This is a genomic window from Pseudomonas nicosulfuronedens (assembly GCF_005877905.1).
Lineage (GTDB): Bacteria > Pseudomonadota > Gammaproteobacteria > Pseudomonadales > Pseudomonadaceae > Pseudomonas > Pseudomonas nicosulfuronedens.
Genome location: NZ_SWDV01000025.1, coordinates 87,172 through 102,643, shown reverse-complemented (window position 1 = coordinate 102,643; position 15,472 = coordinate 87,172). Strand labels below are relative to the sequence as shown.

General features: G+C 65.5%; 16 protein-coding genes. 7 read left to right on the top strand and 9 right to left on the bottom strand.

Annotated elements, in window-relative coordinates; all coding sequences use genetic code 11:
• Positions 1 to 20 precede the first annotated feature (20 nt).
• The 4 genes from ccoM to FAS41_RS19400 all read right to left on the bottom strand — a co-directional run bounded on the left by ccoM (position 21) and on the right by FAS41_RS19400 (position 1,446).
• Positions 21 to 131 (bottom strand): cytochrome c oxidase subunit CcoM, encoded by a 111-nt coding sequence (ccoM, locus tag FAS41_RS31330; protein WP_024764625.1) that lies wholly within the window; start codon positions 129 to 131, stop codon positions 21 to 23.
• Between the two features lie 203 nt (positions 132 to 334).
• Positions 335 to 496 (bottom strand): hypothetical protein, encoded by a 162-nt coding sequence (locus FAS41_RS30875; RefSeq protein WP_171049519.1) that lies wholly within the window; start codon positions 494 to 496, stop codon positions 335 to 337.
• A complete protein-coding gene (locus FAS41_RS19405) occupies positions 493 to 1,092 on the bottom strand; it encodes an alpha-ketoglutarate-dependent dioxygenase AlkB family protein (protein WP_138525078.1) in 600 nt (199 codons plus the stop codon). The genes FAS41_RS30875 and FAS41_RS19405 overlap by 4 nt, the downstream gene beginning before the upstream one ends.
• A gap of 48 nt (positions 1,093 to 1,140) precedes the next feature.
• Complete coding sequence (locus FAS41_RS19400) at positions 1,141 to 1,446, bottom strand: aspartate-semialdehyde dehydrogenase (protein ID WP_138525077.1); 306 nt, start codon at positions 1,444 to 1,446, stop codon at positions 1,141 to 1,143.
• 226 nt (positions 1,447 to 1,672) lie between these two features.
• Between FAS41_RS19400 and rapA the strand changes: the two genes are divergently transcribed.
• On the top strand, positions 1,673 to 4,525 hold the full coding sequence (rapA, locus tag FAS41_RS19395; protein WP_171049518.1) for an RNA polymerase-associated protein RapA: 2,853 nt from the start codon (positions 1,673 to 1,675) through the stop codon (positions 4,523 to 4,525).
• A gap of 215 nt (positions 4,526 to 4,740) precedes the next feature.
• Positions 4,741 to 5,193 (top strand): universal stress protein, encoded by a 453-nt coding sequence (locus FAS41_RS19390; RefSeq protein WP_138525075.1) that lies wholly within the window; start codon positions 4,741 to 4,743, stop codon positions 5,191 to 5,193.
• Between the two features lie 80 nt (positions 5,194 to 5,273).
• On the opposite strand, the gene FAS41_RS19385 is transcribed toward FAS41_RS19390, so the two are convergent.
• Positions 5,274 to 6,932, bottom strand: a complete 1,659-nt coding sequence (locus tag FAS41_RS19385; RefSeq protein ID WP_138525074.1) for a phosphoethanolamine transferase — start codon at positions 6,930 to 6,932, stop codon at positions 5,274 to 5,276.
• A 295-nt stretch (positions 6,933 to 7,227) separates the two neighbouring features.
• Here FAS41_RS19385 and FAS41_RS19380 point away from each other — a divergent pair, with 295 nt between their 5' ends.
• Positions 7,228 to 9,390 carry a putative bifunctional diguanylate cyclase/phosphodiesterase gene (locus FAS41_RS19380; RefSeq protein ID WP_138525073.1) on the top strand — a complete coding sequence of 721 codons (2,163 nt, stop codon included), beginning with the start codon at positions 7,228 to 7,230 and terminating at the stop codon, positions 9,388 to 9,390.
• Positions 9,391 to 9,394: 4 nt separating this feature from the next.
• On the opposite strand, the gene FAS41_RS19375 is transcribed toward FAS41_RS19380, so the two are convergent.
• Positions 9,395 to 10,186 carry a hydroxypyruvate isomerase family protein gene (locus FAS41_RS19375; RefSeq protein WP_138525072.1) on the bottom strand — a complete coding sequence of 264 codons (792 nt, stop codon included), beginning with the start codon at positions 10,184 to 10,186 and terminating at the stop codon, positions 9,395 to 9,397.
• Entirely contained in the window at positions 10,183 to 11,082 is a 900-nt protein-coding gene (locus tag FAS41_RS19370) for an NAD(P)-dependent oxidoreductase (protein ID WP_138525071.1), read from the bottom strand. The genes FAS41_RS19375 and FAS41_RS19370 overlap by 4 nt, the downstream gene beginning before the upstream one ends.
• 167 nt (positions 11,083 to 11,249) lie before the next feature.
• On the opposite strand from FAS41_RS19370, the gene FAS41_RS19365 reads away from it, so the two are divergent.
• From FAS41_RS19365 to phnE, 4 genes are read left to right on the top strand one after another with little or no spacing between them, the layout of a single operon-like run.
• Positions 11,250 to 12,107 (top strand): putative selenate ABC transporter substrate-binding protein, encoded by an 858-nt coding sequence (locus FAS41_RS19365; protein WP_054907404.1) that lies wholly within the window; start codon positions 11,250 to 11,252, stop codon positions 12,105 to 12,107.
• Positions 12,104 to 12,910, top strand: coding sequence for a phosphonate ABC transporter ATP-binding protein (locus FAS41_RS19360; protein WP_138525070.1), 807 nt, complete (start codon positions 12,104 to 12,106; stop codon positions 12,908 to 12,910). The genes FAS41_RS19365 and FAS41_RS19360 overlap by 4 nt, the downstream gene beginning before the upstream one ends.
• Positions 12,904 to 13,746, top strand: a complete 843-nt coding sequence (locus FAS41_RS19355; protein ID WP_138525069.1) for a PhnE/PtxC family ABC transporter permease — start codon at positions 12,904 to 12,906, stop codon at positions 13,744 to 13,746. Before FAS41_RS19360 ends, FAS41_RS19355 begins: the two co-directional genes overlap by 7 nt.
• The gene (gene phnE, locus FAS41_RS19350; protein WP_138525068.1) at positions 13,743 to 14,513 is read left to right on the top strand and encodes a phosphonate ABC transporter, permease protein PhnE; all 771 of its coding nucleotides are present in this window, start codon (positions 13,743 to 13,745) and stop codon (positions 14,511 to 14,513) included. The genes FAS41_RS19355 and phnE overlap by 4 nt, the downstream gene beginning before the upstream one ends.
• A gap of 177 nt (positions 14,514 to 14,690) precedes the next feature.
• Here the strand turns inward: phnE and FAS41_RS19345 are convergent, their stop codons facing one another.
• Together FAS41_RS19345 and FAS41_RS19340 are read right to left on the bottom strand one after the other, a co-directional pair.
• Positions 14,691 to 15,056, bottom strand: a complete 366-nt coding sequence (locus FAS41_RS19345; protein WP_024766898.1) for a DUF5064 family protein — start codon at positions 15,054 to 15,056, stop codon at positions 14,691 to 14,693.
• Between the two features lie 66 nt (positions 15,057 to 15,122).
• Positions 15,123 to 15,440, bottom strand: a complete 318-nt coding sequence (locus FAS41_RS19340) for a DUF2288 domain-containing protein (RefSeq protein WP_081515892.1) — start codon at positions 15,438 to 15,440, stop codon at positions 15,123 to 15,125.
• Positions 15,441 to 15,472 lie beyond the last annotated feature (32 nt).

Sequence of the window (15,472 nt, the reverse complement as noted above, 5' to 3'; positions counted from 1 at the left end):
GCTCTGTATATCTGTAAGGATCAGCTCTTCTTGTGGCTGTCCTTCCAGATGAAAATTCCGACCCCACCGAAGAAAACAACCATCAATCCGACGGTAAGGATGCCTGCGAGAACCACTTCGTCGATGAACATGATGCTGGCCTCCTGTTGCCTACATCGTCTGGGGATGTGTGCAGATTACCGGCGGCCAGGCAGGACCAATTGACCTGGATCAATGGTCGACAAGGCGCTTTCCGGGGAGGGCCGGAGCACTGACGCAGGTCAAGTTCCGGAGGGGATCGGGTGCGGCGGGAAGCCGCGCAGAGCGGGGCCTGGCGGCCCTTGGAGAGGGAAAATCAGCGTTTCTTGGGCTTGCTCTTGCCCTTCTTGCGCGGCTTGCCCAGCGGCAGCGCCTGCTCGAAGGCCTTGCGCACGTCCTGCAGGCGCTTTTCGTGCACGTCGTGGATGCGCTTGTCGCGCTCGGCGGTGAAGTCGATCAGCTTGTCTTCGTTGCTCATGGCAGGGCATGCACCAGGCGGAAAGTCAGATTCAGGCGCGGAGCAACCGGACGGCGCGTCTTGGCAACCTGATGCTGCCAATAATGCTGTGTCGCGCCGGACATGACCAGCAGCGATCCGCCGGACAGATCGATGGAGTGTTCGATTGTGTTTCGCCCCTTGCGCCGCAGATCGAAGCGCCGCGTACCGCCCAGGTTCAGCGAGGCCACCAACGGGTTGCGCCCGAGCTCGGGCTCGTCGTCGCTGTGCCAGCCCATGGAGTCCTGGCCGTCGCGGTAGTAGTTGAGCAGCACGCCGTTGAAGCGCTGGCCGGCTGCTTGCTCCACCGCCGAGCGGATTTCGGCCAGCAGCGGCGTCCAGGGCAGCGGCGCATGGGTCAGGCCGGAGTAGGTATAGAAAGCTTCGGGATCGCCATACCAGTTGACCAGGCGCGGCACGGGGTAGTCGCGGCCATGCAGATGCACCTGCGGTCGTTCCCAAGGCGTCTCGGCGAGCAGTTGTTCCAGCCAGTGGGCCGCGCGCTGCGGCGGGCACCAGTCGGGGATCAGGCGCAGCTCGGCATCGGGGAGAAGGATCGGGGCGTCGTCGAACAGCATGGAAAGCTCGGGTACTCAGCGATGGGGCCAGTCTACTCCCCTGCCAGGTCAGACCTCGACATCGATCCACAGCCCCTTGCGCGGGGCAGCCTGCACGTCCTCGCCCAGTTCCTCGACTTCCTCCAGTTCCTCCAGCGCCTCGCCCTCGGGCGTGCCGTCGGCCAGTTGGCGACGCTTGCGCCGGCGCTGGTACTCCTCGCGCAATGCCTCTTCGTCCGGACGGCGCTCCAGCTCCACGCCGGCATTGCCTGCGCTGGGTGCAGGCGGAGTCACCGGGGTGACATCCGGTCGCGGCTTGGGCACGTCCTGCTGTGCAGTGACGGGTGCCAGACTATGGGGAATGGGCGGCAGCATCGATTATTCCTGGGCGCAGGCCCTGTGGAGAAGTGCGCTGACAAGTCCTCTGGTCAGGCTATCGGCCGGAGCACCACAGACTTGAGTGCGCCTCGCTACACTTTCCACGATTCGCGATGAGTGCACGCCTCAAACAGGTCTTGCCGATGATTCGGGCGACCGGAGGCGCCGACGGCCATCGCTGAAAGCTGCGCGTTCCGGTACCATAGCCGGCTTTTTTTGGGAGGTGTCCATGGCGCAGTATCAACCCGGTCAACGCTGGATCAGTGACAGTGAAGCGGAACTTGGGCTGGGGACCATCCTCGCTCTGGACGGCCGCATGCTCACGGTGCTCTATCCGGCTACCGGTGATACCCGCCAGTACGCCGAGCGCAATGCGCCGCTGACCCGTGTGCGCTTCGCCCCGGGCGATCAGATCACCCACTTCGAAGGCTGGAAGATGACCGTCCGCGAAGTGGACGAGATCGACGGCCTGCTGATCTACCACGGCCTCACCGCGCAGAACGAACAGCACACCGTTCCGGAAACCCAGCTGTCGAACTTCATCCAGTTCCGCCTGGCCAGCGACCGCCTGTTTGCCGGGCAGATCGACCCGATGTCCTGGTTCGGCCTGCGCTACCACACCCTGGAACACCGCACCCGCCTGCTGCAGTCCTCGCTCTGGGGCCTGGGCGGCGCCCGCGCGCAACCCATCGCGCACCAGCTGCACATCGCCCGCGAAGTCGCCGACCGCATGGCGCCGCGCGTCCTGCTGGCCGACGAAGTGGGCCTGGGCAAGACCATCGAAGCGGGCCTGGTGATCCACCGCCAGCTGCTCTCCGGCCGCGCCAGCCGGGTGCTGATCCTGGTACCGGAGAACCTGCAGCACCAGTGGCTGGTGGAAATGCGCCGACGCTTCAACCTGGAAGTCGCCCTGTTCGACCGCGAGCGCTTCGTCGAGAGCGATGCCAGCAACCCCTTCGAAGACACCCAGCTGGCCCTGGTGGCGCTGGAGTGGCTGCGCGAGGACGAAAAAGCCCAGGACGCGCTGTTCGCCGCCGAGTGGGACATGCTGGTGGTCGACGAAGCCCACCACCTCGTGTGGCACCCGGAACAGGCCAGCCCCGAATACCAGTTGGTGGAGCAACTGTCCCAGGTCATCCCCGGCGTCCTGCTGCTCACTGCAACCCCGGAACAGCTCGGCCTGGACAGCCACTTCGCCCGTCTGCGTCTGCTCGACCCGGACCGTTTCCACGACCTGGAAGCCTTCCGCACCGAAAGTACCCAGTACCGCCCGGTTGCCGAGGCGGTGCAGGAACTGGTCGACCAGGGCAGCCTCTCCCCCGCCGCGCGCCAGGCCATCCATGGCTTCCTCGGCAGCGAGGGCGACGAACTGCTGGCCAGCGTCGAAGCCGGCAATGAAGAAGCCCGCGCCCGCCTGGTACGGGAGCTGCTCGACCGCCACGGCACCGGCCGCGTGCTGTTCCGCAACACCCGTGCCGCCGTGCAGGGCTTCCCGGAACGCCAGCTGCACCCCTACGTGCTGACCAATCCGATCGAGTACATGGAGCTGCCGCTGGGCGAGCACCCGGACCTCTACCCGGAAGTCAGCTTCCAGGCGCAGTCCGACGACGGCGACGAGAACAACCGCTGGTGGCGCTTCGACCCACGCGTCGAGTGGCTGATCGACACTCTGAAGATGCTCAAGCAGTACAAGGTGCTGGTCATCTGCGCCCACGCCGAGACCGCGATGGACCTGGGCGATGCCCTGCGCCTGAAGTCCGGTATCCCGGCCACCGTGTTCCACGAAGGCATGAGCATTCTTGAGCGCGACCGCGCCGCCGCCTACTTCGCCGATGAAGAGTTCGGCGCCCAGGTGCTGATCTGCTCGGAAATCGGCAGCGAAGGCCGCAACTTCCAGTTCGCCCACCACCTGGTGCTGTTCGACCTGCCGGCCCACCCGGACCAGCTGGAACAGCGCATCGGCCGTCTCGACCGGATCGGCCAGAAGCACACTATCCAGATCCACGTGCCGCACCTGGAAAACAGCCCGCAGGAGCGCCTGTTCCAGTGGTATCACCAGGCCCTGAACGCCTTCCTCAACACCTGCCCTACCGGCAACGCCCTGCAGCACCGCTTCGGCCCGCGTCTGGTGGAGCTGCTGGACGGCGGCGACGACGACGCCTTCGAGGCCCTGCTGGCCGAAGGCACCGCCGCCCGTGAAGCGCTGGAAGCCGAGATGCACAACGGCCGCGATCGACTGCTGGAGCTGAACTCCGGCGGCGCTGGCGAAGGCGAGGCGCTGGTGGCCGAGATCGAGGAACAGGACGACCAGTTCGCCCTGCCGATCTACATGGAGCGTCTGTTCGATACCTACGGCATCGACAGCGAGGACCACTCCGAGAACGCCCTGATCCTGCGCCCGAGCGAAAAGATGCTCGACGCCAGCTTCCCGCTGGGCGACGACGAAGGCGTGACCGTCACCTACGACCGCGCCCAGGCCCTGGCCCGCGAAGACATGCAGTTCCTCACCTGGGAACACCCCATGGTGCAGGGCGGCATGGACCTGGTGCTGTCCGGCTCGCTGGGCAACACCTCGGTGGCGCTGATCAAGAACAAGGCGCTCAAGCCCGGCACGGTGCTGCTGGAACTGCTGTTCGTCAGCGAGGCCGTGGCGCCGCGCAAGCTGCAGCTCGGCCGCTTCCTGCCGCCGGTGGCGCTGCGCTGCCTGATGGACGCCAACGGCAACGACCTGTCTTCGCGCGTGTCCTTCGACACCCTGAACGACCAGTTGGAAAGCGTACCGCGCGCCAGCGCCAACAAGTTCGTGCAGGCACAACGTGACGTGCTGGCCAAGCAGTTCGCCCAGGCCGAGACCAAGATCACCCCGCGCCATGCCGAACGCGTCGAAGCCGCCCGCCAGCAGCTGACCGCAACCCTCGACGAGGAACTGGCGCGCCTGACCGCGCTCAAGGCCGTCAACCCCAGCGTCCGCGACAGCGAGCTGGACGCCCTGCGCAAGCAGCGTGACGACAGCCTGGCGCTGCTGGACAAGGCCTCCCTGCGCCTGGAAGCGATCCGCGTGCTGGTCGCCGGCTGAGCCCGCCAGCGCATCATGCAGAAGCCGCCACCGGGCAACCGGTGGCGGCTTTTTTCATGCCTGGTCGGTGCGCCCGCCACCCTCGAAACACCCCGTTACGCCGCTCTAGTCCCGGCACGATCGGCCACACCGACTACCATTGACGCTGCGCAAGGGAATCTCGCCCATGGGGGGATAGAGTTTCCTTACCAAGCCACTCATTGAGGGAACACATCATGTACGAGCGCATTCTGGTAGCGGTGGACGGCAGCCCGGTTTCCGACCGTGCCCTGGTCGAAGCGGCAAAGCTGGCCCAGCTGAGCGGCGGCGAGCTGCGTGTCATCACCATCGTCGACAGCCCGCTGCGCCATCTGCCCGACTACGCGGTGTACTACAACCCGGAGCCGCTGCGCGAAGCCGCGCTGAAGGCCGCCGATGACATCCTCGGCAAGGCGAAGGAGAAGATCGCCGAGTTCCCGGTGAAAACCAGCTTCGAGCGGGTCTGCCAGGAACGCGCCAGCGAAGAGATCGCCGAGCGCATCGAGATCGAGGCCGAGGCCTCCAAGGCCGACATCATCGTCATGGGCACCCACGGCCGCCGTGGCGTGCGCCGCCTGATGCTGGGCAGCGTGGCCGAAGGCCTGCTGCGCGTCAGCAACCGTCCGGTGCTGCTGGTTCGCGAGAAGTAACAGCCCCCGGATAGACAAAAGGCCCTGCGGTGCAAACCGCAGGGCCTTTTTCATGGCCGCCGTTCAGGTCGGCTCTCCACTCATTGCGCAGCGGTCATGTCGCGCTTGCAGGAGTGGAAGATGTCCAGGTCCGACTGGTACAGGCTGGTGTGCACGCCATACAGGCCGAGCACCGAGTGGAACAGGTTGTCATGGCTCAGCTCGGCACCATCGGCTTTCCTCTCCAGGCAACCGCGGTCCACGCCCATGCCACCCAGCGCGCCACTGCCGAACCACATCACCATGGGCACGTGGGTCTGCGCCTTCGGGGCGATGGCATAGGGCGCGGCGTGCAGGTAGACGCCATTCTCGCCCAGCGACTCGCCGTGGTCCGAGACATAGACCATCGAGGTGTCGAAGCGCTCCTGGTTCTGCTTGAGCAGCTCAACCACCTTGGACAGGAAGAAGTCGGTGTAGAGGATGGTGTTGTCATAGACGTTCACCAACTCCTCGCTGCTGCAACTGCCCAACTGGTTGGTGTGGCACACCGGGGTGAAGCGCTCCAGCGACTTGGGATAGCGCTCGTAGTACTCCGGACCGTGGCTGCCATCGGCGTGCAGGACGATGATGGCGTTGTCTTTCAGGCCATCGATATAGGCCTGCAAATTCTGCAGCAGGGCTTCGTCCAGGCAGTTCTTGCCGTCGCAGAACGGGCCGGGCTGATCCTTCGGAATATCGCGGTTGGGCACGCGCAGGCAGGTGCCCTTGCAGTCGCTGTTGTTGTCCAGCCAGAGCACCGAAACGCCGACGCGCTGGAGGATGTCCAGCAGACCCTGGTTGGTCTTGCCCTTCTTGTCGCTGTAGTCCTCGCGAGGAAACCTGGAGAACATGCAGGGCACCGACACCGCCGTCGAAGTACCGCAGGAGCTGACGTTGGTGAAGTTGAGGATGTCGAGCTTCTTCAGTTCCGGGTTGGTATCGCGGGCGTAGCCGTTGAGGGAGAAGTGGTCCGCGCGGGCGGTTTCACCGACCACGAAGATCATCAGCGACTTGCGGCCATCGGCGCTCACCTTGCGCGGCATCACCGCGTCCTCGCCGATGGGCTGCACCACCAGGTTTTCCTTGATGCCCAGGCGCTGCTTGGTGAACTTGCTCACCGCGTAGATGTAGTTGGTCGGGTTGATGAAGTGGGTCAGTTTCTCTTCCTGGCGGAACACCGGGGCGTAGGTGGAATAGAACGCCCCCACGCAGACGGCAACCACCACCAGGCAACCAAAGATCACCAGGACCTTGCTCAGCAGGCCACGGAAGAACGGGCTATAGCGTACCGGCGTCAGCCAGATGATCGCGGCCGGCAGCACGCCGAGCACCAGCAGGTAGCCCAACATACGTGCGCTGAACAGCGCGGTGGCTTCACCGGGGTTGGTCTCGACGACGTTCTGCACCATCACGGTATCGATCACGACACCGTAGGAGTTCATGAAGTACGCCGCTGCCGCGGATACCAGCGCCACCAGGGTCAGCGCCGGCTTGAGCAGCGGGCGGAAGGACACCAGGGTCAGCAACAGGGTGAAGGCAGCCCAGAGGAAGAGGCCGAAGGAAGCGAAGAACGCCACGCCCCAGAGGCCTTCCATGGGTACCAGGCTGTTCAGCGCCCTCCAGGTGGCGAAGTTGTAGAACAGCACCAGTGCCAGCGAGAACAGCAGGACCAGCCGCGCGGAACTGACCTGGGGGAAGAGGCGGCGCTTGCCCTCGGACATCGAGCGCACTCCTTACATCGATAGTCGGATAGGAAATGGGATGGCCGACCCTGCCGGCCGGCGGCGCAACTCTAGCGGGCAGTTAGTCAAAAAAGTGTCAAGTTGGCTACAAGCTTTCGGCCAGTGGTCGGATCCGGGATCGACTGGGTACCTGGCACTACCGTACGTCGCGCACCTTCCGGCATTGCGCCGAAAATTCAACGCGCTCCTTGCAGCGTCATCCTGGCTTCCTAGACTTGAAGCAAAGTGATATCAATCTGCCTTCTCCTCCCCCGACATCCGGAGCATCCCGCCCATGGACTGGCACCAGGACGCCTTACCCGATGCTGTGCTGCTGGAGTGTTCCCACACCCCCGGATTGGTCCTGCTGGCCATCCTCATCGCCTGCGTCGCCAGCTTCGTCGCGCTGAGCATTGCTGCGCGGATGGTCCGCGCGCCGCAACATGCGCACCGCTGGCAGTGGGTCGGTGGCATCTGCCTGGGCAGCGGCATCTGGTCGATGCACTTCGTTTCGATGCTGGCCTTCCACGCCTCCGTGCCGCTGCATTTCGCCGGCGGCCTGACGTTGCTTTCGCTGCTCATCGCCATCGCGATCTGCGTGGTCGCCATGCGCCTGCTCGCCCACGCCGGGCTGAGCCCGCTGCAATACCTGCTGGCCGCCTGCTGCATCGGCGCCAGCATCGCCGGCATGCACTACACGGGCATGGCCGCTATCGAATCACCGCCGATGCAGCACTACGACCCGCTGCTGGTCACTCTCTCGGTGCTGATGGCCGTACTGGTGGCCTTCGTCGCACTGGTCCTGGCGCCCGTACTCAATCGCCAGCCGGCGGGCCGCCAATGGATCTACCAGATTCTCGCCAGCCTGCTGCTGGGCGGCGCCATCTCCAGCATGCACTTCACCGGCATGGCCGCACTGACCCTGACGCTGCCCAGCTGGGTAGCGCCGGTGGCGGACCTGGGGCGCAACAACGCCATTCAGCTCGGACTGATGGTCGGCCTGCTGGCCCTCGCCGTGGTACTGGCCGGGCTCTGGGCGGCCTGGATCGAGGACAGCCTGGAAAGCAAGGTAAGCGAGCTGAGCCGGGTCAACGCCCTGCTCAACCAGCTGGACAGTGCCAACGCCTCACTGCAGAAACTGGCGCGCTTCGACGGCCTCACCGGCCTGCACAACCGCAACGCCCTCAACGACGAGTTCGCGGCCCGCCTGCAACGCAACCGGCAGAAGGGCCAGGGCATGGCGGTGATCCTGCTGGACCTGGACCACTTCAAGCGGGTCAACGATTCCCTCGGCCATGCCGCCGGCGACGAATTGCTGTGCATCGTCTCCGAGCGAATCCGCAGTGCGCTGCGCAACACCGACCTGCTGGCGCGCTTTGGCGGCGACGAGTTCTGCATCCTCGCCGACCTGGGCGAGGACCACGAGGCGCGCATCCTCGCCCAGCGCCTGATGCAGCGCATGAAAGAACCGATCAGCATCGCCGGGCGCAGCCTGGTGATGACCATGAGCGTCGGCATCAGCCTGTATCCCAACGACAGCGAACAGCCCGAGGAGTTGCTCAAGCACGCCGACCTCGCCCTTTACCAGTCCAAGGGTAACGGCCGCAACGCCACGCACTTCTTCAGTCCGCACCTGAAGACCAAGGCAACCCAGGAACTGCAGCTGGAAGAGGAACTGCGCAAGGCGCTGTGGGACGATGAGCTGGTGCTCTACTACCAGCCAATCCTGCGCATCGATCACGGCGAAGTGGAGCAGCTCGAAGCCCTGGTACGCTGGAAGCACCCGACCCACGGCCTGCTGGCACCGGATCGATTCATCGGGCTGGCCACGGCCAACGGCCTGATCGGCGCACTGGACGCCTGGGTGATGCGCCGTGCCTGCGAGGACCTGCGCCGCCTGCACGACCTGGGCTACAAGGACTTGCGGGTGGCGGTGAACTGCTGCGCCAGCAACCTGGGCCGCGAGGGGCTGGTCGATGAAGTGCAGCAGACCCTCGCAGACACCGGTCTCGCCGCACGCTACCTGGAGATGGAGGTCACCGAGAACGCCGTGATGTCCAACATCAGCCAGGCCATCCCGCTGCTCAATCGCCTGCGCGACCTGGGCGTAAGCCTGTCCATCGACGACTTCGGCACCGGCTATTCGTCGCTGTCCTACCTGCGCCAGCTACCACTGGATGCGCTGAAGGTGGACCGTTCCTTCATCCGTGACGTGCCGCAATCACGGCGTGACAGCGAGATCGCCCAGGCCATCATCGCGATGGCGCAGAAGCTGCACCTGAAGGTGATCGCCGAGGGTGTGGAGCACGCGCAGCAACTGGCGTTCCTGCGCGACAACCACTGCGAGCTGGCCCAGGGCTACCTGTTCAGCCGACCCCTGCCCCTGAGCGCGCTGGTGGAGTTCCTCGAGGCTTACCGCGAAGACAGCGACTCGGCGCTGCTTCGCAGCCAGGCCTGATGGATCAGAAGTCGAACTTGCCGGCGCGCCAGCGCGGCAGCCAACGCAGGGAGTCGGCGGTGGTACCCGTGGGGCGATACTCGGCGCCCAGCCAGCCTTCGTAGCCCACGTCGTCGAGCACCTGCAGCGGCACCTCGAACTCCATCTCGCCCGAACCCGGCTCGCCGCGTTCGGGATAGTCGGCGAACTGCACGTGGCCGATCTGGCCCATCAGCGCGTAGATGCAATCGACCAGTTCCAGGCCCATGCGCGCCATGTGGTAGAGGTCCAGTTGCGCGCGCAGATTCTCCCGCGCCACCCGCTCGAGCATGTCCTGCAAGTGCTCGGGTGTGTTGAGCAGGAAGTCCTTCATGTCGTGGCAGTTGATGGCTTCCATCAGCACATCGGTGCCGCTACCGGCAAAGGCATCGCAGGTGGCGCGCAGGCGCTCGGCAAGGGTCTGCAGCGCCACCTCGCGCTCCAGTCCCTCGACCAGTCGGCCAGCCAGCACGTTGATGTGCTGCGGCTGGACGATGCGTGCATAGTCCAGCGCCTTGGCCAGTGCCGCCTCGAATTCGGCAGCACGCTCCGGAACAGCGGCTATGCCCGGACCGCCCTGCATCAGGTCACCGGCCGGCAGGTTGATCAGCACTAGCGGCAGGCCGGCTTCGTCCAGCGCAGCCTTCAGGTCCTGCGCGGGGACGTCGTAGGGGAACTGGATTTCCACGCCCTCGAAGCCGGCCTTGGCGGCGGCGTCGATGCGCTGCAGCAGTGGGACTTCGGTGAACAGCAGGGACAGGTTGGCGCAGAGTTTCATGCAGGGAGTTCCTTCGAAAGACGGTATTGCTCGACCAGCGTAGCTGGGTCGCGTTCGAGATTGCCCTGGCTGCCATGCAGGCGCATCAGTTGCGCGGCGAGGCCGCTCATGGGCGTGGCCGAGCCCTCCTCGCGGGAAAGCTTCACGGCGGTGTCCAGATCCTTGAGCAGCGTGCGTACGTGCCACTTCACCGGCTCGAAGCGGCTCTCGGCCATCTGCGGGGCCAGGATCTGCAGGGGTTTGGAATCAGCGAAACCACCAGCCAGGGCCGGGGCTATCAGACTGGCGTCAACGCCGGATTGCTCCGCCAGCGCCACCACCTCGGCGATCACCAGCGCGTTGCAGGCAACGATCATCTGGTTGCACACCTTGGTCACCTGCCCCGCACCGACATCGCCCATGCGCGTCAGGCGCTGGCCGAGGTGGGCGAGGATCGGCCGCACACGCTCGATGTCCTCGACGCGACCGCCGGCCATGATCGCCAGGGTGCCGGCTTCGGCGCCCGGCGTGCCGCCGGAGACCGGCGCATCGATCCAGCGCATGCCGGTACGCACTTCCAGTTCGGCGGCCATCTCGCGGGTCGCGGCCGGCTCCAGACTGGAGAAATCCACCAGCACCTGGCCGGCGCGGGCGCTTTCGACGATGCCGCCAGCGCCGAACACCACTTCGCGCACGGCGGCGGTATCGGCCAGGCACAGCATAACTACCTCGGCGTCGGCGCAAAGCTGCGCCGGCGTTTCCACAGCCGTGGCGCCCTCGGCGGCCAGCAGGTCACGCTTGCCGGCGGAGCGGTTCCACACGGCCAGCGGATAACCGGCGGCGAGCAGGCGGCGCGTCATGGGTACCCCCATCAATCCGAGACCGGCAAAAGCGAGGGATGGCAAAGGGGACGACATGGGGTGATCTCCAGTTCGACAGCAGGACGGGCACGGGGAGCGGCATTCTAGCAGGCGCAACGTTGGCCCGGCCGGCGTTGCTTTCGATAGCGGGACGGCAGCCAAACAGGCGCGCCGCCACTATACTCCCGGAGTTTTTTCCGCCATTGACCCGGAGAACTCTCCCCATGCTCAAACGCACCCTGGCGCTCGCCGCCGGTTTTGCCCTGTCCCTGTCCGCTGTTTTCGCCCACGCAGACACCCCGAAAGAACTGAAAGTCTCTGCCATTCCCGACGAAGCCCCCACCGAACTGCTGCGCAAGTTCAAGCCACTGGGCGCCTATCTGGAAGAGCAACTGGGCATGCCGGTGAAGTTCATCCCGGTATCCGACTATGCCGGCGTGGTCGAGGCACTGGCTTCGGATCGCCTCGACATGGCCTGGCTGGGCGGCTTCACCTTCGTCCAGGCGCGCCTGAAGACCGGCAACGCCATCCCGCTGGTGCAGCGCGAGCAGGACCAGCAGTTCACCAGCAAATTCATCACCGCCGACCCGAACGTGAAATCGATCCAGGACCTCAAGGGCAAGACCTTCGCCTTTGGCTCGGTATCGTCCACCTCCGGCAGCCTGATGCCGCGCTACTTCATGCAGAAGGACGGGGTGGTGCCCGAGCAGTTCTTCTCCCGCGTGGCCTACTCCGGCGCCCACGACGCCACCGTCGCCTGGGTTCAGGCCGGCAAGGTCGACGCTGGCGTGCTGAATGCCTCTGTCTGGCAGAAGCTGGTGGACAGCGGCAAGGTCGACACCAACAAGGTGAAGGTCTTCGCGACTACGCCGACCTACTACGACTACAACTGGACCGTGCGCGGCAACCTCGATCCGGCCCTGGCCGAGAAGATCAAGAAGGCCTTCCTCGCCCTCGACCCGAGCAAGCCGCGCGACAAGGAAATTCTCGACCTCCAGGCGGCAAGCCGCTTCATCGAGACCCAGCCTGACAACTACAAGGGCATCGAGGAATCGGCACGCGCCGCCGGCCTGCTGAAGTGACCCTGAAACTGACCGGCATGGAGCACATCCACGCCAACGGCCAGCGCTCGCTCGCCGGCATCGACCTCAGCGTCGATGCCGGTGAACGGGTGGCGATCATCGGCCCGTCGGGTGCCGGCAAGACCACCCTGCTGCGCATCCTCGCCACCGCACTGAAACCCGCTTCCGGTAGTTTCGACCTGCTCGGCACCCGGCCCTGGGCACTAAGCAGTTCCGCGCGACAGCGTCTGCGTTCACGCATTGCTCTGGTGCACCAGGCTCCACCGCTGCCACCGCGCCAGCGAGTGGTCACCGCCGTGCTCGCCGGCCGTCTCGGCCAGTGGCCGCTGTGGAAAAGCCTGGCCAGCCTGCTCTACCCCGTCGACAGCACCGGCGCCCGCAGCGAACTGCAGCGTCTGGACCTGGGCGACAAGCTGTTCGAGCGCTGCGACCAGCTTTCCGGCGGCCAGCTGCAACGCGTCGGCATTGCCCGCGCGCTGTACCAGCAGGCCGAGCTGCTGCTGGCGGATGAACCCGTCTCGGCCATGGACCCGGTGCTCGCCGGCCACACCCTCGGCGTGCTCACCCGTGAAGCGCAGAACCGTGGCGTGACGCTGCTAGCCAGCCTGCACGCGGTGGACCTGGCGCTGGAGCATTTCCCGCGCATCGTCGGCGTGCGCGACGGCCGTATCGCCTTCGACAAGGCGGCGGAGAACGTCACTCCCGAGGACTTGCGCGCCCTCTACGCCAACGAGCAGCTCGGCCAGCAGGACGCGTCCTCGCCGGTGGGCAAACCGGTGGTGGTGCAGATTCCGCGATGCTGAACCCAGCACTCTCCAAGCGCCCGCCCCGCGACCCGGCGGCGTTGCCGCGTCTGCTGCTGACCCTGTTCGCCCTCCTATTGCTGTGGCCCGGCCTGCGCCTGTCCGAGCTGGATATCGCCGGCCTGTTCAGCGGCGACAACGCACGGACCATGGTCAACTTTCTCGGCGGCTTCTGGCCGCCAGCCCATGACGAGGAATTCCTCGCCCTTCTCGCCCGCGCCACCCTGGAAACCCTGGCCATCGCCACTGCCGGCATGGCCCTGGCCTGGCTGATCGCCTTCCCCGCCGCCCTGCTGGCAACCCGCGCGCTGTCAATCTCCGCCCTGCCCCGTGGCGGCCTGCCGGCGTGGTGGGCGCGCGCGCTACGCTGGCCGGTGCGCGGCCTGCTGATCGTGCTGCGCAGCGTGCCGGAAATCGTCTGGGCGTTGCTGTTCGTCCGTGCGGTGGGCCTGGGCCCTACTGCCGGCGTGCTGGCTATCGCCATCACCTACGGCGGCATGCTCGGCAAGGTCTACGCGGAAATCTTCGAATCGGTGGACCCGCGCCCGACCCGCGCCCTTCTGCTGGGCGGCGGTTCGCGGCTGCAGGCCTTCGCCTACGGCGTGCTGCCCTCGGCGGCAGCGGAACTGATCTCCTACACCGTCTACCGCTGGGAGTGTGCCATCCGCGCTTCGGTGGTGATGGGCTTCGTCGGCGCCGGCGGCCTCGGCCAGCAGATCGACCTGTCACTGCGCATGTTCGCCGGCGGTGAAGTGGCGAGCATCCTGCTGACCTTCCTGGCGCTGGTGCTGGGCGCCGACCTGCTCAGCCGTTTCCTGCGCGGGAGACTCGAATGACCGGCCTGCTGCGCAGCCTGGGCTGGCTGCTGCTGATCCTGCTCGCCGTCGGCGCATCCTTCGCCTACCTGGAGATGGACACCGGCGGGCTGTTCGACGCCCGGGGCCTCGGCCAGATGCTCGACTACGGCCGCGACTTTCTCTCGCCGGACCTGAGTGCAACACACCTCACGGCAGTCGGGCGCGGCGCCCTCGAAACCCTGGCCATGTCCGCCATCGGCACGCTGCTCGCGGCGCTGCTGGGGATGCTGCTGGCGTTGCCGGCGGCCGGGCGCTTCGGACGCATTGCACAAAGCCTGTCGCGCTTGCTGCTCAATGCCCTGCGCGCGGTCCCGGAGCTGGTATGGGGCGCGCTGATGGTACTGGCCGCCGGGCTCGGCCCGAACGCCGGCACGCTCGCACTGGCGTTGCACACCGGCGGCGTGCTCGGCCGACTGTTCGCCGAAGCGCTGGAGAACACCCCTACTGCCCCAGCAGAGGCCGTACGCCTGGCCGGTGGCGGGCGCGTCGCCGCCTTCGCCTACGGCACCCTTCCGGCAGTCTGGCCGCAGCTGGTGGCGTACATGCTCTATCGCTGGGAGAACAACATCCGCATGGCCAGCGTGCTCGGCTTCGTTGGCGCGGGCGGCCTGGGGCAGATGCTGTATTTCAGCCTCAGCCTGTTCCAGCAGGCCCAGGCGGCCACGGTGATCATCGCCATGCTGCTCCTGGTGCTTTGCGTCGATAGCCTGAGCGCCTGGGCACGGCAGCGCTGGGTGAGCCATTGAACCGGTAGGAGCGGAGCTTCTCCGCGATCTCCGGCGCAGCCGGTATGACCGCTGTCCAACAGTCGGGATCCATCGCGGACAAGGTCCGCTCCTACAAAAAAGCTCGACGGGTTCGAGTGGAAACAGAACGCAACAAAAAGCCCGGCACATGGCCGGGCTTTTCATTGAATACGTCGCTTACGAATCGCCGTGGATCACCTTGTCCAGGTCGATGGGGTCGCCAGGCTGGGTGCCGAGCTTCTGACGGATGTCCTCGAACATCGCGTCGTACTCTTTATGGTTGCGCACCATCGAGCCGAACCGCGGGTGCAGGCCATGCTTCTGCGCAATGCGGGTGGCATCGCTGGCAAAGTTGAAGGCCTGCTCCTTGGGCATGTCCCACTCTTCAGTGAAGGCATTGCCGTCGATCTCGCCTTTCATGACGAAGTGGACAATGGTGCCCTTTTCCACATCCTTGCGAACTTCATAGTTGATGTGAGCGTCGATCTCCTGCTGCCCCAGCCCCGGTAGAGACTGGAGATGCAGATGGCCCGGTTCGAACATGGCGAATCTCCTTCAGTGGAATCCAGACAGTCTAGCCGGCCTTTTCGAATTGGAAATCGCCCTGGGTCAGTGCACGGACTCTTTTCGAACTCTTTCTTGAACCAGCACCCAGGGTGCGATCACCACCGCCCAGAGCTCCGGGTCACGGTCGTGAAAATCCTGCGCCAACTTCTCGTCGACCTTGCTCAGATCACCACTGGCCAGCCAGGCGGCGACCTTCGTCCGATCGTCCTCGGCCACGCCCATCGCGACCTCCACCAGATCGGCGCAAGCCGCGACCTTAAGCAGGTTGCCGCGGGCGAAGAAGGGCGCAAGCTCCTGCCAGGAAATCTTCGCGGTTTCGCCAAGCAACTTGGCATAGAGGGTGCTAGCTTGTTCAGTCATGAATCTCACCTGGTAAACGAACGGCGCCATGA

Coding starts and splice junctions, on each gene's coding strand:
- FAS41_RS19390 (WP_138525075.1), top strand. CDS start 4,741: ATGTACGAGCGCATTCTGGTAGCGGTGGACGGCAGCCCGGTTTCCGAC.
- FAS41_RS19380 (WP_138525073.1), top strand. CDS start 7,228: ATGGACTGGCACCAGGACGCCTTACCCGATGCTGTGCTGCTGGAGTGT.
- ccoM (WP_024764625.1), bottom strand. CDS start 131: ATGTTCATCGACGAAGTGGTTCTCGCAGGCATCCTTACCGTCGGATTG.
- FAS41_RS19370 (WP_138525071.1), bottom strand. CDS start 11,082: ATGTCGTCCCCTTTGCCATCCCTCGCTTTTGCCGGTCTCGGATTGATG.
- FAS41_RS19385 (WP_138525074.1), bottom strand. CDS start 6,932: ATGTCCGAGGGCAAGCGCCGCCTCTTCCCCCAGGTCAGTTCCGCGCGG.
- FAS41_RS19400 (WP_138525077.1), bottom strand. CDS start 1,446: ATGCTGCCGCCCATTCCCCATAGTCTGGCACCCGTCACTGCACAGCAG.
- phnE (WP_138525068.1), top strand. CDS start 13,743: ATGACCGGCCTGCTGCGCAGCCTGGGCTGGCTGCTGCTGATCCTGCTC.
- FAS41_RS19345 (WP_024766898.1), bottom strand. CDS start 15,056: ATGTTCGAACCGGGCCATCTGCATCTCCAGTCTCTACCGGGGCTGGGG.
- FAS41_RS19340 (WP_081515892.1), bottom strand. CDS start 15,440: ATGACTGAACAAGCTAGCACCCTCTATGCCAAGTTGCTTGGCGAAACC.
- FAS41_RS19405 (WP_138525078.1), bottom strand. CDS start 1,092: ATGCTGTTCGACGACGCCCCGATCCTTCTCCCCGATGCCGAGCTGCGC.
- FAS41_RS30875 (WP_171049519.1), bottom strand. CDS start 496: ATGAGCAACGAAGACAAGCTGATCGACTTCACCGCCGAGCGCGACAAG.
- FAS41_RS19375 (WP_138525072.1), bottom strand. CDS start 10,186: ATGAAACTCTGCGCCAACCTGTCCCTGCTGTTCACCGAAGTCCCACTG.
- FAS41_RS19365 (WP_054907404.1), top strand. CDS start 11,250: ATGCTCAAACGCACCCTGGCGCTCGCCGCCGGTTTTGCCCTGTCCCTG.
- FAS41_RS19355 (WP_138525069.1), top strand. CDS start 12,904: ATGCTGAACCCAGCACTCTCCAAGCGCCCGCCCCGCGACCCGGCGGCG.